Origin of the sequence: Microbacterium sp. M3 (genome assembly GCF_033548675.1) — a bacterium.
GTDB lineage: Bacteria > Actinomycetota > Actinomycetes > Actinomycetales > Microbacteriaceae > Microbacterium > Microbacterium arthrosphaerae.
In genome coordinates this window covers 554,749-577,582 of record NZ_JAWTZT010000001.1, presented here as the reverse complement: position 1 = coordinate 577,582, position 22,834 = coordinate 554,749, and the positions used below count along the sequence as shown (strand labels likewise).

General features: G+C 69.8%; 20 protein-coding genes. 16 read left to right on the top strand and 4 right to left on the bottom strand.

Features of this window, described 5'->3' with window-relative positions; genetic code table 11:
- Positions 1–197: 197 nt before the first annotated feature.
- The 8 genes from R8Z57_RS02615 (at position 198) to R8Z57_RS02580 (ending at position 9,340) form a co-directional block, all read left to right on the top strand.
- Complete coding sequence (locus R8Z57_RS02615; protein WP_318352194.1) at positions 198–1,181, top strand: hypothetical protein; 984 nt, start codon at positions 198–200, stop codon at positions 1,179–1,181.
- Between the two features lie 450 nt (positions 1,182–1,631).
- On the top strand, positions 1,632–2,147 hold the full coding sequence (gene rplJ, locus R8Z57_RS02610) for a 50S ribosomal protein L10 (protein ID WP_109211493.1): 516 nt from the start codon (positions 1,632–1,634) through the stop codon (positions 2,145–2,147).
- A 42-nt stretch (positions 2,148–2,189) separates the two neighbouring features.
- Entirely contained in the window at positions 2,190–2,579 is a 390-nt protein-coding gene (gene rplL, locus R8Z57_RS02605) for a 50S ribosomal protein L7/L12 (RefSeq protein WP_109211492.1), read from the top strand.
- A 317-nt stretch (positions 2,580–2,896) separates the two neighbouring features.
- Positions 2,897–3,823, top strand: a complete 927-nt coding sequence (locus R8Z57_RS02600; protein ID WP_318352193.1) for a sugar ABC transporter permease — start codon at positions 2,897–2,899, stop codon at positions 3,821–3,823.
- Positions 3,810–4,733: a carbohydrate ABC transporter permease gene (locus tag R8Z57_RS02595; protein ID WP_318352192.1), complete on the top strand. Its 924-nt coding sequence runs from the start codon at positions 3,810–3,812 to the stop codon at positions 4,731–4,733. Before R8Z57_RS02600 ends, R8Z57_RS02595 begins: the two co-directional genes overlap by 14 nt.
- Positions 4,734–4,827: 94 nt before the next feature.
- Positions 4,828–6,165, top strand: coding sequence for an ABC transporter substrate-binding protein (locus R8Z57_RS02590; protein ID WP_318352191.1), 1,338 nt, complete (start codon positions 4,828–4,830; stop codon positions 6,163–6,165).
- Positions 6,166–6,377: 212 nt separating this feature from the next.
- Positions 6,378–8,234 carry a DUF6807 family protein gene (locus tag R8Z57_RS02585; protein WP_318352190.1) on the top strand — a complete coding sequence of 619 codons (1,857 nt, stop codon included), beginning with the start codon at positions 6,378–6,380 and terminating at the stop codon, positions 8,232–8,234.
- On the top strand, positions 8,231–9,340 hold the full coding sequence (locus tag R8Z57_RS02580) for a Gfo/Idh/MocA family oxidoreductase (protein WP_318352189.1): 1,110 nt from the start codon (positions 8,231–8,233) through the stop codon (positions 9,338–9,340). Before R8Z57_RS02585 ends, R8Z57_RS02580 begins: the two co-directional genes overlap by 4 nt.
- Before the next feature lie 15 nt (positions 9,341–9,355).
- Here R8Z57_RS02580 and R8Z57_RS02575 read toward each other — a convergent pair whose 3' ends face one another.
- Positions 9,356–10,405, bottom strand: a complete 1,050-nt coding sequence (locus R8Z57_RS02575; protein ID WP_318352188.1) for a LacI family DNA-binding transcriptional regulator — start codon at positions 10,403–10,405, stop codon at positions 9,356–9,358.
- Between the two features lie 235 nt (positions 10,406–10,640).
- Between R8Z57_RS02575 and R8Z57_RS02570 the strand changes: the two genes are divergently transcribed.
- The 3 genes from R8Z57_RS02570 (at position 10,641) to R8Z57_RS02560 (ending at position 14,180) form a co-directional block, all read left to right on the top strand.
- Positions 10,641–11,984, top strand: coding sequence for an ABC transporter substrate-binding protein (locus R8Z57_RS02570; protein WP_318352187.1), 1,344 nt, complete (start codon positions 10,641–10,643; stop codon positions 11,982–11,984).
- A 91-nt stretch (positions 11,985–12,075) separates the two neighbouring features.
- Positions 12,076–13,209 carry a sugar ABC transporter permease gene (locus R8Z57_RS02565; RefSeq protein WP_318352186.1) on the top strand — a complete coding sequence of 378 codons (1,134 nt, stop codon included), beginning with the start codon at positions 12,076–12,078 and terminating at the stop codon, positions 13,207–13,209.
- Positions 13,209–14,180 (top strand): carbohydrate ABC transporter permease, encoded by a 972-nt coding sequence (locus R8Z57_RS02560; RefSeq protein ID WP_318352185.1) that lies wholly within the window; start codon positions 13,209–13,211, stop codon positions 14,178–14,180. Before R8Z57_RS02565 ends, R8Z57_RS02560 begins: the two co-directional genes overlap by 1 nt.
- Before the next feature lie 61 nt (positions 14,181–14,241).
- On the opposite strand, the gene R8Z57_RS02555 is transcribed toward R8Z57_RS02560, so the two are convergent.
- Positions 14,242–14,913: a DUF305 domain-containing protein gene (locus R8Z57_RS02555; RefSeq protein ID WP_318352184.1), complete on the bottom strand. Its 672-nt coding sequence runs from the start codon at positions 14,911–14,913 to the stop codon at positions 14,242–14,244.
- A 7-nt stretch (positions 14,914–14,920) separates the two neighbouring features.
- The gene (locus tag R8Z57_RS02550; protein WP_318352183.1) at positions 14,921–15,631 is read right to left on the bottom strand and encodes a DUF3105 domain-containing protein; all 711 of its coding nucleotides are present in this window, start codon (positions 15,629–15,631) and stop codon (positions 14,921–14,923) included.
- A 363-nt stretch (positions 15,632–15,994) separates the two neighbouring features.
- On the opposite strand from R8Z57_RS02550, the gene R8Z57_RS02545 reads away from it, so the two are divergent.
- Positions 15,995–17,350: a multidrug effflux MFS transporter gene (locus R8Z57_RS02545; RefSeq protein ID WP_318352182.1), complete on the top strand. Its 1,356-nt coding sequence runs from the start codon at positions 15,995–15,997 to the stop codon at positions 17,348–17,350.
- A 36-nt stretch (positions 17,351–17,386) separates the two neighbouring features.
- Here R8Z57_RS02545 and R8Z57_RS02540 read toward each other — a convergent pair whose 3' ends face one another.
- Complete coding sequence (locus R8Z57_RS02540) at positions 17,387–18,409, bottom strand: nitroreductase family deazaflavin-dependent oxidoreductase (protein ID WP_318352181.1); 1,023 nt, start codon at positions 18,407–18,409, stop codon at positions 17,387–17,389.
- Between the two features lie 104 nt (positions 18,410–18,513).
- Here R8Z57_RS02540 and R8Z57_RS02535 point away from each other — a divergent pair, with 104 nt between their 5' ends.
- The 4 genes from R8Z57_RS02535 to R8Z57_RS02520 all read left to right on the top strand — a co-directional run bounded on the left by R8Z57_RS02535 (position 18,514) and on the right by R8Z57_RS02520 (position 22,803).
- Entirely contained in the window at positions 18,514–19,173 is a 660-nt protein-coding gene (locus R8Z57_RS02535; protein ID WP_318352180.1) for a phosphatase PAP2 family protein, read from the top strand.
- A gap of 9 nt (positions 19,174–19,182) precedes the next feature.
- The gene (locus R8Z57_RS02530) at positions 19,183–21,210 is read left to right on the top strand and encodes a helicase HerA-like domain-containing protein (RefSeq protein WP_318352179.1); all 2,028 of its coding nucleotides are present in this window, start codon (positions 19,183–19,185) and stop codon (positions 21,208–21,210) included.
- Positions 21,211–21,273: 63 nt separating this feature from the next.
- Positions 21,274–21,903: a DUF305 domain-containing protein gene (locus R8Z57_RS02525; protein ID WP_318352178.1), complete on the top strand. Its 630-nt coding sequence runs from the start codon at positions 21,274–21,276 to the stop codon at positions 21,901–21,903.
- A gap of 285 nt (positions 21,904–22,188) precedes the next feature.
- Positions 22,189–22,803, top strand: coding sequence for a hypothetical protein (locus tag R8Z57_RS02520; protein ID WP_318352177.1), 615 nt, complete (start codon positions 22,189–22,191; stop codon positions 22,801–22,803).
- Positions 22,804–22,834: the final 31 nt, after the last annotated feature.

Below are 22,834 nucleotides of genomic sequence, written 5' to 3'. Positions count from 1 at the left end.
TCGGCGAGAACGCATGTCGTCGGCGCCGACGACATGCTCGTTCGTCGAGATGATGCGATCTCGACGGCGTTGCCGACGGCTGGGGCTCCCGGCATCCGTTCCTCCTCAGGACGCCGGACCGGCTTCGTCGGTCGATCGCTCCACAGAACGCACAACCGGGATGTGCGGGGGCGGCTTCGGCGTGGGACCGTGCACGGATGCCGCACCACATCAGCTTCGAAGGCGCACGGCGGGCCGTGATGACCCGCGAGACACTCGAGCGCAACCGCTGGAGCGATCGGGACGTCCGGCGTGCGCTCGCAAGCGGAGGCTTGATGCGGCTGCAGCGGAACCGGTATGTCCTCGCTGCGGACTGGAACGACCTGTGGCCGGAGTCCCGGCACCGGATCGAGGTCGCTGCGGTGTTCGGCGAGATGCGCGGGGGCGATGCCGTCGCGTGCCGCGAGTCAAGCGCGGTGCTGTGGGATCTCCCGCTTCTCCGTCATGTGCCCGATGCCGTGCACCTGGTCATTCCCGGGCAGAAGAACGTGCCGAGCCGCAGCGGTCTGCGGCGGCACCTGGATGCACTTCCTGACCGCGACGTGACGATGCGTCACGGGATTCGCGTCACCACGCTCGATCGCACTCTGTTCGACCTCGCCCGTTCGCTTCCGTTCGAAGCGGCCGTCGCCGCTTGCGATGCCGGCCTCCGGCAGATCGCGTTCCGGGATCGCGCGTACGATGAGGCCGCAGCCGGGCTCTGGCGGGAGCGGATGTCGCTCATGGTGAAGCACGCGAAAGGCGTCCGAGGAGTCCGGCAGGCCGCGGCGGTGATCCAGTTCGCAGACGGACGCGCCGAGTCACCCGAGGAGAGCCTCGCCCGCACCCATCTGCGCACTCTCGGGTTTCAGAGACTCCGCCTCCAAGTGCCGGTTTCCGGCCCGGCGGGTCAGCGATGGCGCATCGACGTCGAGATCGAAGACGTGCAGAGCTTCCTCGAGGTCGATGGCATCGGCAAGTACGAGGACGAAGCTCTGCGGTCGGGTCGCACGCTCGAACAGGTTCTCCTCGACGAGAAGCGCCGCGAGGATTGGATTCGCGGTCTCACTCAGCAGCGTTTCGTGCGCGTCGAGCACAAGCACCTGCGCACGGCTGAAACGCTGGCGGAGCGTCTCGCCGCTTTCGGCATTCGCATCCCGTGAGCGCCGCCGCACACTTCGCCCTCGTCCGTTCTCTCCTGTCCGCCTTGCCTCGCCGAGAACGCACGTTCTCGGCGAACCAGCATGTTGTCGGCGCCGAGGACGTGCTGTCTCGCCGAGATAGCACCATCTCGGCGAACGGCCGGGAAGCGGGGGGGGGGGGGAGGGGGGAAGGGGGGAGGGGGAGGGGGACAGGGGGCGATTTGGCGGAGAGGCGGGTGTCGCGTAGGCTGTACGGAGCCGAAGACCGCCGGTCATCGACGTGCGTGTGAACGCATGGAGATCGAAGCTCTGCAACGCAGGGGCCCGCGCAGGTGTCACGAACGATTCTCCTGGAATCCTGCTCCGTGCGCTTGCGCCGGAGCTTTTTTGTTGCCGTGACGAGCTCAGATGACGGATGCCTCGGCCGGCGCCCCGCCACCGCGGAGCGTCTCGTACACACAAGGAGTGGCCATGGCGCAGAAGGAAGCATCGGTCGCCGAGCTCACGAAGAACTTCGAGGACTCGACCGCCGTTCTGCTGACCGAGTACCGCGGTCTGACGGTTGCCCAGCTCAAGGAGCTGCGCAACAGCATCCGTCAGGACGCGGAATACGCCGTGGTGAAGAACACGCTGACCAAGATCGCCGCGAACAACGCGGGGATCACGTCGCTGGACGACGACCTCAAGGGTCCGTCGGCCATCGCGTTCGTGCACGGTGACCCGGTCTCCGTCGCGAAGGGTCTCCGTGCCTTCGCCAAGGCACACCCTCTTCTCGTGATCAAGGGTGGTTTCTTCGACGGAAACCCCCTGAGCGCTGACGAGGTCAACAAGCTCGCCGACCTCGAGAGCCGTGAAGTCCTGCTGGCGAAGCTCGCCGGTGCGATGAAGGCCTCGATGACCAAGGCGGCATACGTCTTCAATGCGCTTCCGTCGAAGGCCGTCCGCACGGTCGACGCGCTGCGCGAGAAGCAGGAGTCCGCGGCCTGACTTCAGGCCCCGGCGTAGAAACCACAATCAAGGAGATACATCATGGCAAAGCTCAGCACTGAGGAGCTGCTCGACGCGTTCAAGGAGCTCACGCTCATCGAGCTCAGCGAGTTCGTCAAGGCGTTCGAGGAGACCTTCGACGTCACCGCCGCCGCCCCCGTGGCCGTGGCCGCTGCCGGCGCTCCCGCCGGTGGTGCCCCCGCCGAGGAGGCCGAGGAGAAGGACGCGTTCGACGTCATCCTCGAGGCCGCCGGCGACAAGAAGATCCAGGTCATCAAGGTCGTCCGCGAGCTCACCTCGCTCGGCCTGGGTGAGGCGAAGGCCGTCGTCGACGGTGCTCCGAAGGCCGTCCTCGAGGGCGCCAACAAGGAGACCGCCGACAAGGCGAAGGCCGCTCTCGAAGAGGCCGGCGCGACGGTTACCCTCAAGTAATCCCGCGCTGCTTCTGCAGCGATTCCCGAAGGCCCCGGATGCCGCGCATCCGGGGCCTTCGTCGTGCCCGGGCGCCGTCCCACCCCACCCGCGGACGCCGAGACTGCCGCGATCGTGAAAGCCCTTTCTCACGACCTGATCACGAACGAGCGCTGATTTTCCCGAGGACTTGCGCCGCGGCATCCGATCTGACAAGAATGAGAATGCGCATTCCAGAAAGCGCATTCTCAGCTCGAAGACGAGACTCGGAGGAACACGGTGACGACGACGCACCGCTTCATCAGACGGCGCCGGCGCCATGCCGGCGGAGCCGTCGCATGAGCGCGATCAGCGAGCTCGGCAAGCTCAAGTCCGCGAAGGCCGACGGCAAGAAGCAGAACAAGGCGGCCTATCTCTTCCTGGCCCCGTGGTTCGTCGGCCTCGTCCTGATCACCATGGGTCCGATGGTCGCCTCGTTCGGGCTGTCGTTCACGAGGTACAACCTGCTGAGCCCGCCGAAGTGGATCGGCTTCCAGAACTACGTGCGCATGTGGGAGGACGAGCGCCTGCACAACGCGCTGCAGGTGACCTTCACGTACGTGTTCGTCTCGCTGCCCCTGCAGCTGGCGGTCGCGCTCTTCCTGGCGATCGTCCTCGACCGCGGGCTGCGAGGCCTCGCCTTCTACCGCTCGGCGTTCTACCTTCCCTCGCTGCTCGGCGCGAGCGTCGCGATCGCGATCCTCTGGCGCCAGATCTTCGGGATCGACGGCCTGGTGAACCAGGTGCTGGCCGTCTTCGGCATCCAGGGGCAGGGGTGGATCTCGAACCCCGATACCGCCCTCGGCACGCTCATGATCCTCAACGTCTGGACGTTCGGCTCGCCGATGGTGATCTTCCTCGCCGGCCTCCGCCAGATCCCCACCATGTACTACGAAGCGGCTGACGTCGACGGAGCCAGCAGGCGCCAGCAGCTCTTCCGCATCACGATCCCGCTGCTCACGCCGATCATCTTCTTCAACGCGGTGCTCCAGCTGATCGGCACCTTCCAGTCGTTCACGCAGGCCTACATCGTCTCGGGCGGCACCGGCGGCCCGGTCGACTCCACGCTCTTCTACACGCTGTACCTGTATCAGCAGGGCTTCACGAACTACAACATGGGCTACGCCTCGGCGATGGCCTGGCTGCTGCTCGTGATCATCGGCGTACTGACCGTCCTGATGTTCTGGACCTCGAGATTCTGGGTTTTCTACGATGACCAAGATTGACGACGCCGCCATGACGGCCACGCCCGCGACCGAGACGCTCGTCACCGGTCGCCCGCCCCGCACCCGCCGGCGCAGCCCGTTCCGCAAGCCGATGACGAGCATCGTTCGTCACACGCTGCTGATCGCGCTCGCCCTCGGCATGCTCTACCCGGTGATCTGGATGGTCGTCAGCTCGCTGCGGCCGAACAGCGAGATCTTCCGCGATCCGGGCATCATCCCCGACAGCTTCGAGATCTCGAACTACACCGACGGGTGGAACGCGCTGGCGTACCCCTTCAACGTCTACATGTGGAACTCGGCGCTGATCGTGCTGGGCTGCATCATCGGCAACCTGGTGTCGTGCTCCATGGCCGCGTACGCGTTCGCCCGCCTGCACTTCACCGGCAAGCGGTTCTGGTTCGCGATCATGCTGCTGAGCATCATGCTCCCGATCCACGTGATCATCGTCCCGCAGTACGTGCTGTTCTCCCAGCTCGGATGGGTGAACACGTTCCTGCCCCTCATCGTGCCGAGGCTGCTCGCCACGGACGCGTTCTTCATCTTCCTGATGGTGCAGTTCATCCGCGGCATTCCGAAGGAGCTGGACGAGGCGGCGCGCATCGATGGCGCCGGGCACCCGCGCATCTTCCTGCAGATCATCCTTCCGCTCATGGTGCCGGCGCTCGCCACGACGGCGATCTTCACCTTCATCTGGACGTGGAACGACTTCTTCTCGCAGCTGATCTTCCTCACCAAGCCCGAGCTGTACACCGTCCCCCTCGCGCTGCGGTCGTTCGAAGACGCGCAGAGCTCCACCAACTACGCCCAGATGTTCGCGATGAGCGTCGTCTCGCTCATCCCGATCTTCCTGATCTTCCTGTTCGGCCAGAAGTTCCTCATCAAGGGGATCGCGACGACCGGGATCAAGTGACGCTCGCGTCACGCACCTCTTCGCGGGCTCCCGCCCACCCTCATCACACAACGCACCACAACCACACCCGACTCCGGTCGAAAGGATGCAAGACATGCGACGCAACACAACCGCCCCGCGCTGGTTGCTGCTGACCTCCGTCGGCGCAGCGACGATGCTGACGCTGACCGCGTGCGGGGGCCAGGCGGAGACCCCCGCCACCGGACCGACCCTGTCCGATGAGCCCGTCACGCTCAGCTTCACCTGGTGGGGCAACGATGTCCGCCACGGCATCACCGAGGAGCTCATCGCCGCCTTCGAGGCGGAGCACGAGAACATCACCATCGAGCCGCAGTACACCGACTGGGCCGGTTACTGGGACAAGCTCGCCACCACGGTGGCAGCCGGCGACGCTCCCGACATCATCCAGATGGACGAGAAGCAGCTCTCGACCTACGCCGCGAACGGCGTGCTGCTCGACCTCGGCACCCTCGGCGACCAGCTCCCCACGGGGGACTTCCCCGAGGCGGTGCTCGGCACGGGCGCGCTCGACGGGACGCAGTACGGCATCCCGGTCGGCATCAACTCCTACACCTACATGGCGAACGTCGACCTGCTCGAGAGCCTGGGCATCGAGCTGCCCGACGACGAGACCTGGTCGTGGGAAGACCTCAACAAGGTCGCCGAGGAGGTGACGGCCGCCAGCGGCGGCGCCGTCGTGGGCTCGCAGTCGTGGGGCTTCGAGGACGGCGGCCTGAACAACTGGCTCCGCCAGCACGGCGAGTCGCTGTACGCGGAGGACGGATCTCCCGAGGTCACCGCGAGCGAGGAGACCCTGGCCGCGTGGTGGCAGAACCTGCTCGACGTCACCGAGGCGGGCGGCACGCCCGACCCCTCCGCGACGATCGAGCGCGAGTCGGCGGGTCTTGCCGAGTCGTTCACCGCGACGAACCAGTCCGCCTTCGGCCCGTGGTGGTCGAACCAGGTCGCCGCGCTGCGCGAGGCGAGCGGGCAGAACCTCCAGCCGCTCATGGTTCCCACGCCCGACGAAGGCGAGAGCGCGGCGGCGTACTACAAGCCGTCGATGTTCTGGTCGGCCTCGGCCAAGACCGAGCACCCCGCCGAGGTGGCGCTGTTCCTCGACTTCCTCGCCAACAGCGAGGAGGCGGCCGACCTGCTCCTCGCCGAGCGCGGTGTGCCGGCCAACGAGAAGATCCGCGAATACATCACGCCCGAACTCGACGAGGTCAACCAGGAGGTCGTCGACTTCCTCGACGCGATCGCCCCGCGCGTGGGCGACGCTCCTCCGGCCACGCCCCCGGGCGGCGGTGCGATCGAGACGATCATCGACCAGCACACCCAGCGGGTGCTGTTCGGCGAGCTGACGCCCGAAGACGCCGCGGCCAGCTTCATCGCCGAGCTGCAGCAGGCGCTCGACGACGCGGCGATCTAGTCCAGGACCGGGGTGCGTCCGCACGCGACGCACCCCCACAGACCGCACGGGGCCGGACCGAAGTGATGAGGGGTCCGGTCCCGGGCGGCCACGCCGGCGACATCGGCCACGCCGGCCGCGGTGCCGCCCTTGCGGCGCGCCGCTCCCCGAGGGGGCGAATGCGCCGCAGGCAGGTCGTGCACGCCCATCATTGAGAGCAGAAGGAGATCGGGTTGACCGAGGTCACGTCGCGCCCCATCACGATGGCGCAGGTCGCGCAGTACGCCGGTGTATCGCAGGCGTCGGTGTCGCGCGTGCTCAACGGCGTCGCCACCGTCGACCCCGCGATCGTGGCGAAGGTGAACCGCGCGGTGGCGGCGCTGAACTACTCGCCGAGCGAGGCCGCCCGCAGCCTCGTGCGGGGGAGCAGCCACACCATCGCGCTGCTGGTGCCCGATCTCGAGAACCCCATGTTCCAGGGCGTGCTGAAGGGCCTGACGGTCGCGGCGGCGCGGGACGGCTATCGTGTCCTCGTCGCCGACAGCGCTGAGGCCGTGGGCGTCGAGGCCGAGATCGCGAGCGAGGCGCGCAGCAAGTGCGACGCCCTGGTGCTGGTGTCACCACGGATGCCGGATGCCGAGCTCCGCGATCTCATCCAGCGCACGACCCCGGTCGTGGTGGTGAACCGGCGCGTCGACGACACCCCGGCGGCGCAGCTCGCGGTGGACTACGTCACGGCGGTGCGCGAGCTCGGCATCCACCTGCGCGGGTTCGGCCACCGCCGCATCGCGTACGTCGCCGGTCCGCCGCTCAGCTACGCCAACGAGCAGCGCGCGCAGGGCCTCGGCGAGCTGGCACGTGAGTTCCCCGATCTGGAGTTCCTCACCATTCCGGCGGGGTCCAGCATGGAGGCGGGTTACGACTCCGCAGACGCCGTGCTCGAGACCGGGGCGACCGCCGCCATCGCGTTCAACGACCTGGTGGCCCTCGGACTCATGTCGCGCCTGCGCGAAGTGGGCGTCGAAGTGCCCGATCAGCTGTCCATCGTCGGGATCGACGACATCCCGCAGTCCCGTTTCGCCGCCCCTCCGCTGACCACGATGTCGGTCCCGCGGATCGAGATCGGGCGGCAGGCTTGGAATCGCATGCGTCAAGCGCTGGACGGCGAGAACGCCGACCACCCCCTGTTCTACCGCCCCGTCCTCGTGCCCCGCCGCAGCTCCGGCCCCGCGTCGCACGCCAGCGGCTGGGTCGGTCCCGCCCGCCCGGTGCTCCGTCTGGGGTCGACGGTCGTCGCGCAGTACGAGGAGGGCACGCAGGTCGACTCCGTGCTCTCGCCGCGGCCGTACCTCGACGCGGTCATCTCGCGCACGGGCACGCCGCTCACCGTCACCGAACCCACCGATCACCCCCATCACCTGGGCGTGAGCCTCGCGATCGCCGACGTCAACGGCACCTCGTACTGGGGCGGGCGCACGTACGTGCGTGGCGAGGGCTCGATCATGGTGCCCAATCACGGGCGCCAGCGACGGGATCGCCTCCACATCGACGGGCACTCCCTCGACGAGCGCCTCAGCTGGGTCGATCACCGGGGCACCACCCAGCTGGTCGAGGTCCGCGAGCTGCGCTCGGCAGAGCTCGCCGGCGGCTGGGCGCTGCGCTGGCGCAGCCGCCTCAAGGCGACCCTCGACGCCATCACGTTCGGGTCGCCGGCCACCAACGGGCGTGACGGTGCCGGCTACGGCGGCATCTTCTGGCGGTTCGCCCCCGAGATCGCGCGGGTCTTCAGCCCCGCCGGCGACACCGAGCGCGACGTGCACGGCGCGACGACGCCGTGGCTGGCGTTCACCTTCCCCGATCGCGGCACGACCGTCGTGCTGGTGCAGGGCGAGGAGCGGCTGCCGTGGTTCGTCCGGTTCGCCGAATACCTCGGCGCCGGCCCGTCGGTCGCGTGGGATCAGCCGCGCACGATCGCCGAGGGCGGCGAGCTCAGCCTCGAGCTGACCGCGTATGTGCTCGACAGCGAACTGGCGGATGCCGCCGCGGTCGAGGAGGCGCTGCCGGCCCTGCGCGCCGAGGCGGGGCTGTGAGCGGGCGCCTGCGCGTCGGCATCGCCGGCGTGCACGGGCACGGCCGCAGCCACGTCGACGCCACCCTCGGCCTCTCCGCCGACCTCGAACTCGTCGCCGTCGCCGACCCCCGGGGCGGCGGCGACGTGCCCTCCTCCACCGCCGTGTTCGCCGATGCGGCCGCGATGCTCGCCGACGTCGACCTCGACATCGCGGTGCTGAGCACGCCGATCCCGACACACGCCGAGCTCACGCTCCTGGCGCTGGAACGCGGCGCCCACGTGCTGCTCGAGAAGCCGCCGGTGCCCTCGGTCGCCGATCATGTCGCGCTCACGAGCGCAGCGGATGCCGCCTCCCGCGCCGTGCAGGTCGGCTTCCAGTCGCTGGGCAGCGCGGGCGTGGCCGCCACCGCGGAGGTGTCGGCATCCGGTGTCATCGGCGACGTGCGGCACTACGGCGCGGTCGGACTGTGGTCGCGCTCGGAGGAGTACTGGCGCCGTGCCCCGTGGGCGGGTCATCGCGTGCGCGACGGTCGCCTCGTCGGCGACGGCGTCGTCACCAACCCGCTGGCGCATGCTCTCGCGACGGCGTTCGCCATCGCCGGTGCCGCCGAACCCGACGACGTGGTCGCGATCGACGCCGATCTGCGGCGGGCGAACGACATCGAGACCGACGACACGTCTTCGCTCGTCGTCGACCTGCGCGGGGGAGTGCGTCTGGCCGCGGGCCTGGTGACGACGGCGCCGCGGCGGCACGAACCCTACGTGCTCGTCCGCGGGTCGCGCGGGCACCTCGTCTACCACTACACGCTCGACACGCTGCACGTCTTCCGGGACGGGGCGGCGCTGCCGCGCACGTACGCCTTCGAGCGCACCGGCCTGCTGGCGGACCTCGCCGCGCACGTCCGCGACGGCGGTCCGATCCTCGCGCCGCTGCGGCGGACCGGGGCGTTCACCCGGGTGCTCGAGGAGGTCGTCACCGGCCCGCCGCCTGTCCTCGTGGATCGGCGGCTCGTGCGGGTCGAGGCATCCGGATCCGAGACGTTCCGGGTCGTGAGCGGAGTGGAGGATGCCGCGGAGCAGGTGGCGTGGGAAGGCCGCACCTTCCGCGACCTCGGCGTGCTGTGACGAGGGCGGCCGCCGTCACGCGGTGCCGAGCGGTCCGACGCCGATGACGGCCGAGGCCTGGTCATCGATCGGGGCGGTGGAGTTGCGCACCACCAGCGGCGACGACTCGGACAGATGCCGGGCGGGTGCCGCCGGGTCGTCCAGCTGCCACATCAGGAGCTGCACCGCCGCGCGGCCCTGCTCGTGCGGCCGCTGCTGCAGGGTGGTCAGCGAGAACATCTCGGCATACGCATGGTCGTCGATCCCGACCACGCTCAGCCGCTCGGGCACGCGGATGCCCAGGCGCCGCGCCGCGATGACGGCCCCCACGGCGACTTCGTCGCAGACCCCGACGAGGGCGGTCGGGCGGGTGCGGCGATCGCCCAGCAGTTCGACCGCGGCGCCGTAGCCACCGGGGAGCGTGACCTCCGAGGGCACGTGACGGACGGATGCCGCGAGCCCGGCATCGCGCATCGCGCCGCGGTATCCGTCGAGCCGGCGACCGTCGCCGAAACTGGTGCGCCGCCCGTCGGGGTCGCCGCCGAGGAAGGCGATCTGCCGGTGGCCGAGACCGATGAGATGATCGGTGGCGATGCGCGCCGCCGCCTCGTCGTCGATGGAGACGGAGTCGGCGCCGACGCCGTCCCCTCCCACCGTGACGACGGGCTTGCCGAAGGCGACTAGCCGCTCCAGCTCGCGGGCATTGGGCTCGATGCCGACCGCGATCAGCCCGTCGAACCTCTTGCGGGCGAGGAAGTGCTCGAACATCTCGCGCCGTGCCGCCGACTCCGGCGCGGCGCCGTACAGGGCGAGGTCGTACTGCCGCTCGAGCAGTGCGTCCTGGACACCCTCCAGCACCTGGGCGAAGAACCACCGGTCCAGCGACGGCATGACCACGCCGACCGTCTGCGTGCGACCCGTCACGAGGCTCACCGCGCTCGTCGTGGGGACGTAGCCGAGGGCGGTGGCGGCATCCCGCACGCGGGTGCGCGTCGAGGCCGAGACGTAGCCCGATCCGGTGAGCGCACGCGAGGCCGTGGACTTCGACACGCCTGCCGCGCGAGCCACATCGGCGATGCCCGCCATCGGGTCCTCCTCGCCCCCGAGGACGCCGACGTCCCCGATTATGGAACCGGTTCCGGTCCACATTGTGCCGCGCCCGATCGAGTCGCGCCACCATGGGATGCGGTGTTTACCGAGTTGTGATGTGCCGTCGTTGTGTCGCCCTGCGGCATCCCTTAGCGTGAACATGGAATCGGTTCCCTATGTGCCCGCGCGGCATCGACGCCCGATGTTCCGCGGTACTCGATGAGGAGGACGTATGAACACATCCAGGAAGGGCCGCCTCGTCGTGGCTCTGGCCGTGGCAGGCGCCACGAGCCTCGCACTGGCCGCGTGCAGCGGCGGCCCCGGCGCCGGCAACGGCGGCGACGAGGGCGGCGGCGACGGCGGCGACAACGTCGTCACGGTCTACGGGACGATCGTCCCGCCGGAGCAGGAGCTGCTCGAGGAATCCTGGGCGGACTGGGAGGAAGAGAACGACATCGACATCCAGTACGAGGGGTCGAAGGAGTTCGAGGCGCAGATCGCCGTCCGCGCGCAGGGCGGCACGCCGCCCGACCTCGCGATCTTCCCGCAGCCGGGCCTCATGGCCGACATGGCCAGCCGCGACCTGATCCTGCCCGCCCCGCAGGGCGTCGCCGACAACGTCGCCGAATACTGGTCCGAGGACTGGGCGGGCTACGGCACCGTCGGCGACACGCTGTACGGCGCGCCGCTCATGGCGAGCGTCAAGGGCTGGGTCTGGTACTCGCCGGCGCAGTTCGAGGAGTACGGCTGGGAGGTGCCCACCGACTGGCAGGGCGTGCTCGACCTCACGGCGCAGGCTCAGGCCGACCTCGGCACGTCGCCGTGGTGCATCGGCTTCCAGTCCGACGCCGCGACCGGCTGGCCGGGTACGGACTGGGTCGAAGACATCGTGCTGCGCCAATCGGGCACCGAGGTCTACGACCAGTGGATCGCGAACGAGATCCCCTTCACCGACCCGCAGATCAAGTCGGCGTTCGAGGAGTTCGGCAAGATCGCGCTGAACCCCGACTACGTCAACGCGGGCTTCGGCGGCATCGACACGATCGTGACGACGCCGTTCGGCACCGACCCGGCGCAGGCGATGGCCGACGGGAAGTGCGCCCTGCACCACCAGGCGTCGTTCTTCGACGGCTTCCTCGTGGACGCCGGCGCAGAGGTGGGCGAGGACGGCGACATCTGGGCCTTCCTGCTCCCGCCCTACGAGGCGGGCGGCGAGGCCGAGGGTGATGTCGTCACCGGCGGCGGCGAGATCGTGGCCGCCTTCGACGACTCCGAGGCCACTGTCAAGGTGCAGGAGTTCCTCTCGAGCCCCGAGTGGGCGAACAACCGCGTGAAGCTCGGCGGCGTGATCAGCGCCAACAAGGGTCTCGACCCCGAGAGCGCATCGAGCCCGATCCTGCAGCAGGCGATCGCGATCTTGCAGGACGACTCGACGACCTTCCGGTTCGACGCCTCCGACCTGATGCCGGGTGCGGTCGGCGCCGGAACCTTCTTCAAGGGGATGGTCGACTACGTCAACGGCACCGATCTCGACACGGTGCTGCAGCAGATCGAAGCGGGCTGGCCCGCGGACTGATCCGCACCGAACGCGACGGGGCCGCCTTCACCGGCGGCCCCGTCCGTTCCCGCTCTCGCCCCGAGTCCGCCGCTGCACTCGAAAGGAAACCATGTCCGACTTCCTGAGATGGGTGAGCACGCTCAACCCGTGGCTGGAGATCCTCGTCATCGTCGGGGTCTTCCTGCTCGTGGTCGCGCTCATCCTGTTCTTCATCGAGATCGCCCCGCGCCCCGGCCGGATGTACACGACCATCCGCCTCGCCGCGTGCGTCGCGTTCCCCGCGCTCTTCCTCTGGCTTCTGCAGTCCTATCAGTGGGCCATCGGCGCCGCCGCCGTGCTGGGCCTGATCTTCTTCTTCCTCGACAAGCGCGCCAAGGGCGGCGAAGGGTCGCTGTTCCAGCTCTTCGGCTTCATGACGCCGGCGATCCTGCTGCTCCTCGTCGGACTCATCGTGCCGACGATCCAGACGATCTTCCAGGCGTTCATGAACTCCCGCGGCACCACCTTCGTCGGATGGGACAACTTCGTCTGGATCTTCTCGCAGCAGCAGAACGTCCGCGTCATCGTGAACACGATCGTGTGGGTGCTGATCGCTCCTGTCGTCTCGACGATCGCGGGTCTCGCGTACGCCTACTTCATCGACAAGACGCGCGGCGAGCGGTTCTACAAGATCCTCGTCTTCATGCCGATGGCCATCTCGTTCGTGGGCGCGTCGATCATCTGGCGGTTCGTGTACACCGCCCGGCCTGCCGGGGAGGAGCAGATCGGCTTCCTGAACCAGGTGATCGTGTGGTTCGGCGGCACGCCCGTCAACTTCCTCGCGGTCGAGCCGTGGAACACCCTGTTCCTCATCGTCGTGCTCATCTGGATCCAGACCGGCTTCGCCATGGTGATCCTGTCGGCCGCCATCAAGGGCGTGCCGACCGAGCAGATCGAGGCGGCGGAGCTCGACGGCACGAACGGCTGGCAGCGCTTCATCAACGTGATCGTCCCGGGCATCCGCCCGGCCCTCATCGTGGTGCTGACCACGATCTCGATCGCCTCGCTGAAGGTGTTCGACATCGTCCGGACCATGACCGGCGGTGCCAACAACACCTCCGTCATCGCGAACGAGATGTACACCCAGTTCCGCAGCTTCGAGGCAGGGCGCTCGGCCGCGTTCGCGGTGATCCTCTTCGTGCTGGTGCTGCCGATCGTGATCTACAACGCGATCCAGCTGAAGAAGCAGAGGGAGGTGCGTTGATGAGCGCGGTGATGCCGGTCGATCTGCCGATCGACGACGAGGGCAAGAAGGAGCTCGCGCGCGGCGCCCGTAAGGCCGACCGCGACATGTTCGGCAAGACCAAGCGCCGGCTGACCTCACGCTGGGCGACGTTCGCCGCGCTGATCATCGCGATCCTCTGGACGATCCCGACCTTCGGGCTGCTGATCAGCTCGTTCCGTCCGCGGGAGCTCATCCAGACCACGGGCTGGTGGACCGTCTTCGAGAACTGGGGATGGACGCTCGACAACTACGCCACGGCGCTGCAGGCGGGCAACAGCCAGCTCACGATGGCGCAGGCGTTCGTCAACTCGTTCGCGATCACGATCCCCGCGACGATCATCCCGATCTCGATCGCGCTGCTCGCCGCGTACGCCTTCGCGTGGATGGACTTCCGGGGCAAGAGCCTCCTGTTCGTCCTGGTGTTCGCGCTGCAGATCGTGCCGATCCAGATGGCGCTGATCCCGCTGCTGCAGCTGTTCTCGCGCGGCACGATCTTCGGCATCCCGGTGATCCAGGCGATCGGCTCGGCCGGCTACGCGCAGGTGTGGATCGCGCACACGATGTTCGCGCTGCCGCTCGTGATCTTCCTGCTGCACAACTTCATCTCGGAGATCCCCGGCGAGGTGATCGAGGCGGCACGCGTCGACGGCGCGGGGCACGGGCAGATCTTCTTCCGGATCATCCTGCCGCTCACGATGCCGGCGATCGCCTCGGTCGCGATCTTCCAGTTCCTCTGGGTGTGGAACGACCTGCTCGTCGCCCTCATCTTCGCCGACGGCAACGTGGCGCCGATCACGAAGCTCCTCGCCGAGATGACCGGTAACCGCGGTCAGGACTGGTTCCTTCTCACAGCGGGCGCGTTCATCGCCCTCGTGGTTCCGCTGGTGGTGTTCCTGTCGCTGCAGCGCTACTTCGTCCGTGGCCTGCTGGCGGGCAGCACGAAGGGGTGACGCGAGCCGGATGACGGATGCCGCGGGCAGGCGCAGTGCGCCGGCCCGCGGCATCGGTCCGTCAGCCGGTGCAGCCGAGGCGGGCTTGCATCGCCTGCATCGCGGCGATCTCGGAGGTCTGCCCGGCCGCGATGCTCTCCGCCATCTGCAGGGCGCGCGCGTCGCTGCCGAGCTCGAGGAGCGCATCCGCCATCGGGATGGCCCCCTGGTGGTGGCGGATCATCAGCGCGAGGAACAGGCAGTCGGCCTCCTGGCCGGTGGCGGCCTCGAGAGCAGCGATCTCGTCGGCCGACGCCATGCCCATCGCGGCATGCGCCTCGTCGTCGGTCATCGGCTCGGCCGCGGTGCCGCCCCCGTGTGCGTGCTCGGGCGACGCGTCCATCCACTGCATCATCGGTCCGCCCGACTGGGCGAGGCCCCACTGCACGAGCCAGTCGTACATCTCACCGCGCTGGCCGGCCTGCCCCGTGGCGATGTCGTACGACAGCACGCGCAGCTCTTCGTCGTCGGTCTTGCGGTAGATCTCCATCGCCATCTGGATCGCCTGGGCGTGGTGCACCTGCATGTCGCGCGAGAATCCCGCCTCGGGGGAGTTCGGTCCCGGAGAGACCGCGCCCTGCGAGCCGAAAGTCGAGAACCGCCCGACCGCGAAGGCGAGTGCGGCGATCAGCACGAGCGCGACCGCGACGATGACCCACCCCCGGGGGGCACCGGAGCGGGCCTCGTCGGTCATGGCCGGCCTACTGCTTGCCGGGAGCCTCGAACGCGCCGGTGCAGGCCGCGTTCGGCTCGGGCGCGTTGGTGCTCCGCCAGTACGCCTTGATGAACTCCTCGATCCGCTCGTCATCGGCCGAGTCGACCTTGAGCTGCGCGTTCCAGGCGCTGACGGCGATCGGGGTGTCCATGTCGGGGTAGGGCGTCAGCAGCGTGTAGGTCGACGGCAGCTGCGCCTCGAGCGCGGCGACGTCCTCATCCGACACCTGGGCGGGGTCATAGGTGATCCACACCGCCCCGTGCTCGAGCGAGTGCACCGCGTTCACGTTCGGCACCGGCTCGGTGTAGACGCCGCAGTTGAGCCACATCGCGTTGTGGTCGCCACCCGCGGGCGGCGTCTGGGCGTAGTCGACCTCGGTCTCGACGTGGTTGGCGGTGTTCTCGAAGGTCTCGACCCCCTCGATGCTGCTGCCGTCGCTGTCACCACGGTCGTACGTGGGGGCGGGAGCCGGGGCGAAGACGATCGAGGCGACGATCGCGGCGATGACGAGGATGGCGGCCACCGACCCGACGATCCACCAGACCAGCTTGCTGCGGCGGCGCTTGGCGAGCTGCTTCTGGTACTCGGCGAGCTTCTCCTGACGCTTCTGCTCGCGCTGCTGCTTGACGGTCAGCTCGATCTTGGCCTGCGTGGCGGGATTGCCGCTCTTACGCTGCTGGGCGGGGGTCGGGGTCATGCTCGGGATCTCTGCCAATCGCTGAACAGGGGTCGGGGGCGCCCGGCGCGTGCCGCCCGGATGGCGGTGACGGGTTGCCCTCATCCTATGCGAGCGCATGCGACGGGGCCCTGGGAAGCAGCCGACAGGACGGGGATTCCGTCGGCGCCAGGCCCGGGTGCGCGCGTGCGGCGGCGTGACCGGCATCCGGTAGCATGGAAACTTCGAATCGATTCGACCTGACGGTCGACATTGCGCAGACCCGGTGCCATCGTCAGCCCGGATGATCCGCCGCCTCGGTTCCACCCAGCCGCACCGGCCGCCGGCTCCGGCGCCGTCCTCACCACCCCTGTCGAAACTCCCGCCACGAAACGAAGTCCTCTGTTGCTCGACACCGCCTCCGTCCCCGTCCAGAAGCCCGCAGACCGCACGCCCGCCGAATCCGCCCCGCGACCGCACACGACCGGCGCCATCCGCACGCTGGGTTCGAACCCCGCCACCGCGCCGATCGTCCTGCACCCCGGCGACTCCATCCCGCACCGCCGGCGCGTTCTCTACATCGTGCTGCTGGGCGCGCTGACGGCCCTCGGGCCGTTCACGATCGATCTGTACCTGCCGGCGTTCCCGGTGCTCGAGGCCGACTTCGCCACCAGCGCCGCAGCGATCCAGCTCACCCTGACGGGCACCATGATCGGATTCGCGCTCGGTCAGCTCATCGTCGGCCCGCTGAGCGACAAGGTCGGCCGCCGCATCCCGCTGCTCTCGGTCACCGCCCTGCACGTCGTCGCGAGCGTCGGGGCGGCTCTGGCGCCCACGCTCGAGCTGCTGTCGGTCGCCCGCGTGCTGCAGGGCGCCGGCGCGGCCGCGGGCGGCGTGGTGGCCGCCGCGATCGTGCGCGACCTGTTCGGCGGCCGCCGGCTGGTCGTCATGCTCTCGCGGCTCGCGCTCGTCTCGGGCGTCGCGCCGGTGCTCGCGCCGCTCGTCGGCTCGGCGCTGCTCGCGGTCATGCCCTGGCGGGGCATCTTCGTCGTGCTGGCCGTATACGGCGCCGTCATGCTCGTCGCCTCGATCGTGCTCCTGCCCGAGACGCTGCCGCCGGCTCGTCGCCATGAGCGGGGCGCCACCACGGTGTGGCAGCGGTACCGCAGCGTGTTCAGCGATCGCGTCTTCATCGGCGTGCTGATCATCGGCGGCATGACGTTCTCGGGGCTCTTCTCCTACCTGTCGAGCTCGTCGTTCCTGTTCCAGCTCGACTACGGCCTCAGCGCCCAGGAGTACGGCCTGATGTTCGCCGTCAACTCGCTCGGCGTCGTCGTGGGAGTGCAGACGGCGTCCCGCCTGGCGGCCCGCTTCGGCCCCCAGTGGGTGATGGCGTGGTCGACCGCGGTGCTCGTGGTCGCGGCATCCGCCATCATCGTCACCGATCAGCTGGGCCTCGGGCTGTGGGGCACGATCGTGCCGCTGTTCGTCTTCATGACCGCGTGCGGCTTCACCTTCCCGTGCGTGCAGGTGCTCGCGCTCGACCGCCACGGCAAGGCCGCCGGCACCGCGCAGTCGATCATCGGCGCCACGAACTTCGGAGTGGCCGGACTCATCTCGCCGCTCGTCGGGTGGATCGCGCGCGACGCCGGCATCACGGCCACGACGATGGCCGCCGTGATGGCGGGGTGCGCGGTCGTCGGCGTGCTCTCGCTGTGGCTGATCGTGCGCCCGCGCACCGTGGAGCGTCTGACGCCCTGAGCCGGGACGCGCGGCGCCGACCAGCGCGGCTGCGCGTCAGACGGACCGAGGAGGCCGGCGCACCGGCGTGAGCAGGAACAGCCGCGCCGTACGACCCGAGTCGCGCTCGTACTCGCGGTAGTCGGGCCACTGGGCCTCCATGACCGCCCACGTGGCGTCGCGCTGGTCCTCGGGAATCAGCGTCGCGCGCACGGCCATGCGCCGGCCGCGCACCGTGATCTCGGCGTCCGGGTGGGCGAGGAGGTTCGCCGTCCAGGCCGGATGCCGCGCTCCGGCCCAGTTCGTGCCCGCGACGATCGCGCGGCCGTGGCCGTCCGGCGTGTACATCAGCGGGGCATCGCGGGGCTCGCCCGACTTCGCGCCCGTGGTGTGCAGCACCAGCGAGGGTACGACGGCCGCGGTGAGCTGCACGCGGCCGCCGGACGCACGCCACGCGAAGCGCTCCACCGCGGGCAGCACCGTGGTCGCGAAGCGGCGGAACGGCGTGGTGCGCGAGATCGGCGCGAGGATCTCGCGCAGCACGCCGGCCGCGGTGGTGCCGGGCCTGCGGCGGTCGCCGACCGGCTGGGCGGGGCCGACGGGCTGCAGGCGGAAGAGGCGCACGGCGCGGCCGGACGAGCGCTCGTAGCCGCGGTACCCGGGCCACTGCGCCTCGATGCGGGCCCACGCCGCGTCGCGCTCGTCGTCGGGCACGGGTGTCGCGCGCACCGGCATGCGCCGGCCGCGCACGGTGATCTCGGCGTCCGGGTGGGCGAGGAGATTGGCCGTCCATGCCGGATGCCGCGAACCCGCGAAGTTGGTGCCCGCCACGATCGCGCGGCCCTGTCCGTCGGGGGTGTACATGAGCGGGACGTCTCGGGGCGCCCCGGACTTCACACCGAGGGTGTGGAGCACGAGGGACGGCACGAGGAGGGCGCTCAGCTGCACCCGCCCGCCCGAGAGGCGGGCGATGAGCCGTTCCACCGGCGGAAGCAGCAGCGGTCCGATGACACGCCGGAACACCCGGGTGCGGGTGAGGGGCGCGATGAGTGCTCGCACCGCATCGACGACGCCGGACATGAGTCTCCCGCTCTCGCAGTGTGGGCGAGACCGCACCATAGCACCCGGCGGGCCGTCGCGGAACGGTGCCCCGTCACGGGAGGGAGGGCGGGCACAATAGGGCGATGACCGATACGCAGCGCCGCGTGAGGACGTCGGTCCTCACCCTGCTCCTCGTCGGCGGCGCCCTCGTCGTGCTCTCATGCCTGCTCGGGTGGTGGATCTTCGTGCGCGGCGAGGAGCCCTTCGTCATCGACGTCTGGTGGAACCAGGCGCTCCTCGACACCACGCACCCGGTGCTGCTGGCCTTCTCGCGGTTCATGAACTGGATCGGCGGGGGATGGGTCGGGGTCCTCGCGGTGCCCATCGCGGGCGCCGTCGCGCTGATCCTGCTGCGTCGTCCCTGGGCCGCCGCCTACTTCCTCGCGGCCGAAGCGGTGTCGGCGGCCGGCGTCCAGGTGCTCAAGCACCTCTTCGGCCGGGTGCGCCCCGAAGACATCCTGGTCGTCTCGGACTACGGCTCGTACCCGTCGGGTCACGTGGCCAACGCCGCGACCCTCGCCGTCGCGGCGTTCATCATCTTCCCGCGGGCCTGGGTGGCCGTCGTCGGCGCGGTCTGGGTCTTCCTCATGGCCTTCAGCCGCACCTATCTGCACGCGCACTGGCTGAGCGACACGGTGGGCGGGGCGATGATCGGCGCGGGAGCGGCGCTGCTGGTGGCGGCGGCCTTCGCCGTGCCGATGGCGCGAGAGCGGCAGAGACGGCTCCCCGCTGCCCGTCGCTAGGCTGAGCGCATGACCGCCGCCGCCGATCCGACCGCGTCAGAGCCCTCGTCCGACCCGGCGGTCGCCGCCGCAGAAGCCGACCTCGCGCGCCTGCGCGCCGAGGCGGAAGCGGCCGAGGCGCAGCTCAAGGCGGCGCAGGCGCGAGCCGCCCTCGCGGCCGCCGAAGCTGCCGCGGCGAAGGCCCGCATCGGCTCGGCGCCGACCGCCGCCGCCGAGTCCGCCGTACCCGCAGCCGCCGAGGCCCCGGGCGCGGCGACGCCGGGCGAGGCCCCGGTGGCCGCCGCTCCGGGGCCCGCGGGAGCGCTCACCGCTAACCCGCCGACGCAGGAATCAGATCCTCAGCCGACCCCCTCCGCGCCGCGACCCGCGTCGTCCGACCCCGCCACCCCCGGAACGCTCACCCGCGAGGAGGTCGACAAGGTCACCGCGGGGTACACGTTCGAGGCGGCCACGCTCGACCTGGGGGCGCTCGTCAACGGCGAACCGGTGCCCGAGGCGCAGATCCGCATCCCGCTCGGCATGATGAACCGTCACGGGCTCGTCGCCGGCGCCACCGGCACGGGCAAGACGCGCACCCTGCAGGGACTCGCCGAGCAGCTCGCCGCCAAGGGGGTGCCCGTGTTCGCCGCCGACATCAAGGGCGACCTCTCCGGCGTGGCCACGCCGGGCGAGACGAGCGAGAAGCTGCTCGCGCGCACGCGGGCGATCGGCCAGGACTGGAAGCCCGAGGCATCCGTCACCGAGTACTTCGCGCTCGGTGGCGTCGGCAAAGGCGTGCCCGTGCGGGCGACGGTTTCGGGCTTCGGCCCGCTGCTGCTGTCGAAGGTGCTCGGCCTCAACGCGACGCAGGAGTCGAGTCTCGGCCTGGTGTTCCACTACGCCGACGCGAACGGCCTGGCCCTGGTCGACCTGTCGGACCTCCGGGCGGTGCTGACCCACCTCACGAGCGACGAGGGCAAGGCCGAGCTGAAGGAGCTCGGCGGCCTTTCGGCGGCGACGGCGGGGGTGATCCTGCGCGAGCTGATCACGTTCGCGGATGCCGGAGCCGACGTGTTCTTCGGCGAGCCCGAGTTCGACGTGGCCGATTTCATCCGCACGGCGCCCGACGGGCGAGGCGTCATCAGCCTGCTCGAGGTGCCGGGAGTCATCGACAAGCCCGCCCTCTTCTCGACCTTCCTGATGTATCTGCTGGCCGAGCTGTTCGAGATCCTTCCCGAGGTGGGGGATGCCGACAAGCCGAAGCTCGTCTTCTTCTTCGACGAGGCGCACCTGCTGTTCAAGGACGCGTCGAAGGACTTCCTCGCGGCGATCGTGCAGACCGTCCGGCTGATCCGCTCCAAGGGCGTGGGCGTGTTCTTCGTGACGCAGACCCCGAAGGACGTGCCGTCCGACGTGCTCGGGCAGCTCGGATCGCGCGTGCAGCACGCGCTGCGCGCGTTCACGCCCGACGACGCGAAGGCGCTGCGAGCGACGGTCGGCACCTACCCGAAGTCGGGCTACGACCTCGAGCGCGTGCTCCAGGAGCTCGGCACGGGTGAGGCGATCGTCACCGTGATGAGCGAGAAGGGCGCGCCGACGCCGGTCGCCTGGACCAGGCTGCGCGCACCGCAGGGACTGATGTCGCCGACGCCCGACCCGGCGATCGAAGCCGCGGTGAAGGCATCCCCGCTGCTGGCGAAGTACGGCACGGCGATCGACCGCGAGTCCGCCCGCGAGATCCTGACGGCGAAGATGCGCGCCGCCGACGACGCGGCCGCCGCCGAGGAGGCGGAGCTCGCCAAGGCGAAGGCCGATGCCGAGTACGCGAAGCAGAAGGCCGCGATCGACAAGCAGCAGGCCGCCAGCGACAAGGCGGCCGCCGCGGCCGAGAAGAAGGCGCAGCAGGAGTACGAGCGCCTGCTGAAGAAGACCGCGGGCACGTCGCGCACGTCGCGGTCGGCGCAGAAGTCGCCGATCGAGCAGATCCTGAACTCCAAGTCGACGCAGACTATCCTCGGGGGAGTCATCCGCGGGATCTTCGGCACCGGCAGGCGCTGACCCCCGTCGCCCTGCCCGAGGCGCGACGGGCCGCGGATCCCCCCCGATCCGAGAGGCACTCGCGTGCGCCGCAGAGCAGTCGCCGTCGTCGCGCTGACGATCGCGCTGGCGACCGCGGGGACGGGGATCGCGCTCGCGCTCGCCGCGGCTGGCGGGACGGATGCCGCGCCCGCGGCGTCGCCGTCCGCATCACCGTCGATCGCGGTGACCGCCGACGACTACTGCTACGTCGAGGCGATGATCTACTACGGCGTCGAAGAGGCGGAGCTCGCCGAGACGCTCCTGCGCAAGGACGGCCTGGACGCCGGCGCGAGCGGCTTCGCGAGCGGGATCGCCGGGCGCAACGAGGACGAGCTCGCGGATCTGCGCGAGTGGTACGTCTCGTGGTCGGACGCGCGCCCCGTCGAGCCGCCCGCCGACGGCCCGTGCGCCGGCCACGGCGCCGATCACGCCCAGATGCCGGGCATGCCCGCGTGGAGCACGCTGCAGGGCTTCGTCGACGCCGCCCACCCCGATGCCGAGCGCCGGTTCGCCGAGATCCTCCAGGCCCAGAACACGGGCATGATCGCGCTCATCGATCTCATCCTCGCCGGAGATCCGCATCCGGCGGTCGCGGAGTCCGCGGCGGCCGTGCGCGAGCAGGCCGAGGCCGACCAGCAGACGCTGCAGCGGATCCTCGACGCACGGCCCTGAGTCGCCTCCCCGGCGCCGGGCTGCGGCATCCGTTTCCGCGGTCTGCAGGGGAACGGGCGCTGTGCAGGTGGTTCTGGGCGGGTCGGGTCCTGTGGGGGCCCGGTTGACCTGTGGGGCGACGGATGCCGGGGGCTGCGGCATCCGTTTCCGCGGTCTGCAGGGGAACGGGGGTTGTGCAGGTGGTTCTGGGCGGGGCGGGTCCTGTGGAGGCCCGGTTGACCTGTGGGGTGACGGATGCCGGGGGCTGGGCATATACGGATGCCCGCCGGCGGATAGCATTCGGCCATGCCTCGCATCCCTCGTCTGGCCGCCGGCCTCGCCCTTTCCGTCCTCCTCGTCAACGCCTCCGTGGTGGGCGTCGCCCACGCGGCGCCCGCCACGGCGGTGTCGGCCGTGACGATGACCACCCAGAAGCAGAACGCGATCGCCAAGGTCAAGGCCCTCGTGACGACGTTCTACACCGATGCCCAGCTCTCGCTGATCCTGGACAAGCTGGCAGAGAACGTCTACGCGGGAAAGCCGCTGGAGGCGACCTTCGGCACACTGTTCCCGGCGTATGCGCTCAGCGCGAGCCAGACACAGGCGGTCGCCACCGTGACGATCGGTGTGCAGAAGGACCTCGGATCGACGGCCGCCCTCGACAAGAGCTACACGGCCTTCATCCGCAACGCGCAGCCGTACTACACCCAGATCAGCCAGAAGATCGTCACCATGAACCGCGCGGGCGCGACCAAGGCGGCGTGCGCGGCCATGGTCCACCAGATGTTGTCGGCCTACCTCACGAAGGCCAATGTCGAGCGGGCGCTGCTCGACCACAAGGGCAGCCTCAGCGCGAAGGAGTGGCAGTCGGTCCGGACGCACGGCGCCGCCATGATCCGCTGGAGCTTGTACGGCCTCTGACACCTGACTCCGGGGCGCCCGCCGTCGCGGT

What these genes read in the sequence shown, in the direction of transcription:
- R8Z57_RS02600 (WP_318352193.1), top strand. Translation starts at nt 2,897, where the DNA reads ATGAGCGCGATCAGCGAGCTCGGCAAGCTCAAGTCCGCGAAGGCCGAC.
- R8Z57_RS02550 (WP_318352183.1), bottom strand. Translation starts at nt 15,631, where the DNA reads ATGACCCCGACCCCCGCCCAGCAGCGTAAGAGCGGCAATCCCGCCACG.
- rplJ (WP_109211493.1), top strand. Translation starts at nt 1,632, where the DNA reads ATGGCGCAGAAGGAAGCATCGGTCGCCGAGCTCACGAAGAACTTCGAG.
- R8Z57_RS02615 (WP_318352194.1), top strand. Translation starts at nt 198, where the DNA reads ATGCCGCACCACATCAGCTTCGAAGGCGCACGGCGGGCCGTGATGACC.
- R8Z57_RS02555 (WP_318352184.1), bottom strand. Translation starts at nt 14,913, where the DNA reads ATGACCGACGAGGCCCGCTCCGGTGCCCCCCGGGGGTGGGTCATCGTC.
- R8Z57_RS02590 (WP_318352191.1), top strand. Translation starts at nt 4,828, where the DNA reads ATGCGACGCAACACAACCGCCCCGCGCTGGTTGCTGCTGACCTCCGTC.
- R8Z57_RS02570 (WP_318352187.1), top strand. Translation starts at nt 10,641, where the DNA reads ATGAACACATCCAGGAAGGGCCGCCTCGTCGTGGCTCTGGCCGTGGCA.
- R8Z57_RS02540 (WP_318352181.1), bottom strand. Translation starts at nt 18,409, where the DNA reads ATGTCCGGCGTCGTCGATGCGGTGCGAGCACTCATCGCGCCCCTCACC.
- R8Z57_RS02565 (WP_318352186.1), top strand. Translation starts at nt 12,076, where the DNA reads ATGTCCGACTTCCTGAGATGGGTGAGCACGCTCAACCCGTGGCTGGAG.
- R8Z57_RS02560 (WP_318352185.1), top strand. Translation starts at nt 13,209, where the DNA reads ATGAGCGCGGTGATGCCGGTCGATCTGCCGATCGACGACGAGGGCAAG.
- R8Z57_RS02520 (WP_318352177.1), top strand. Translation starts at nt 22,189, where the DNA reads ATGCCTCGCATCCCTCGTCTGGCCGCCGGCCTCGCCCTTTCCGTCCTC.
- R8Z57_RS02535 (WP_318352180.1), top strand. Translation starts at nt 18,514, where the DNA reads ATGACCGATACGCAGCGCCGCGTGAGGACGTCGGTCCTCACCCTGCTC.
- R8Z57_RS02575 (WP_318352188.1), bottom strand. Translation starts at nt 10,405, where the DNA reads ATGGCGGGCATCGCCGATGTGGCTCGCGCGGCAGGCGTGTCGAAGTCC.
- rplL (WP_109211492.1), top strand. Translation starts at nt 2,190, where the DNA reads ATGGCAAAGCTCAGCACTGAGGAGCTGCTCGACGCGTTCAAGGAGCTC.
- R8Z57_RS02530 (WP_318352179.1), top strand. Translation starts at nt 19,183, where the DNA reads ATGACCGCCGCCGCCGATCCGACCGCGTCAGAGCCCTCGTCCGACCCG.
- R8Z57_RS02595 (WP_318352192.1), top strand. Translation starts at nt 3,810, where the DNA reads ATGACCAAGATTGACGACGCCGCCATGACGGCCACGCCCGCGACCGAG.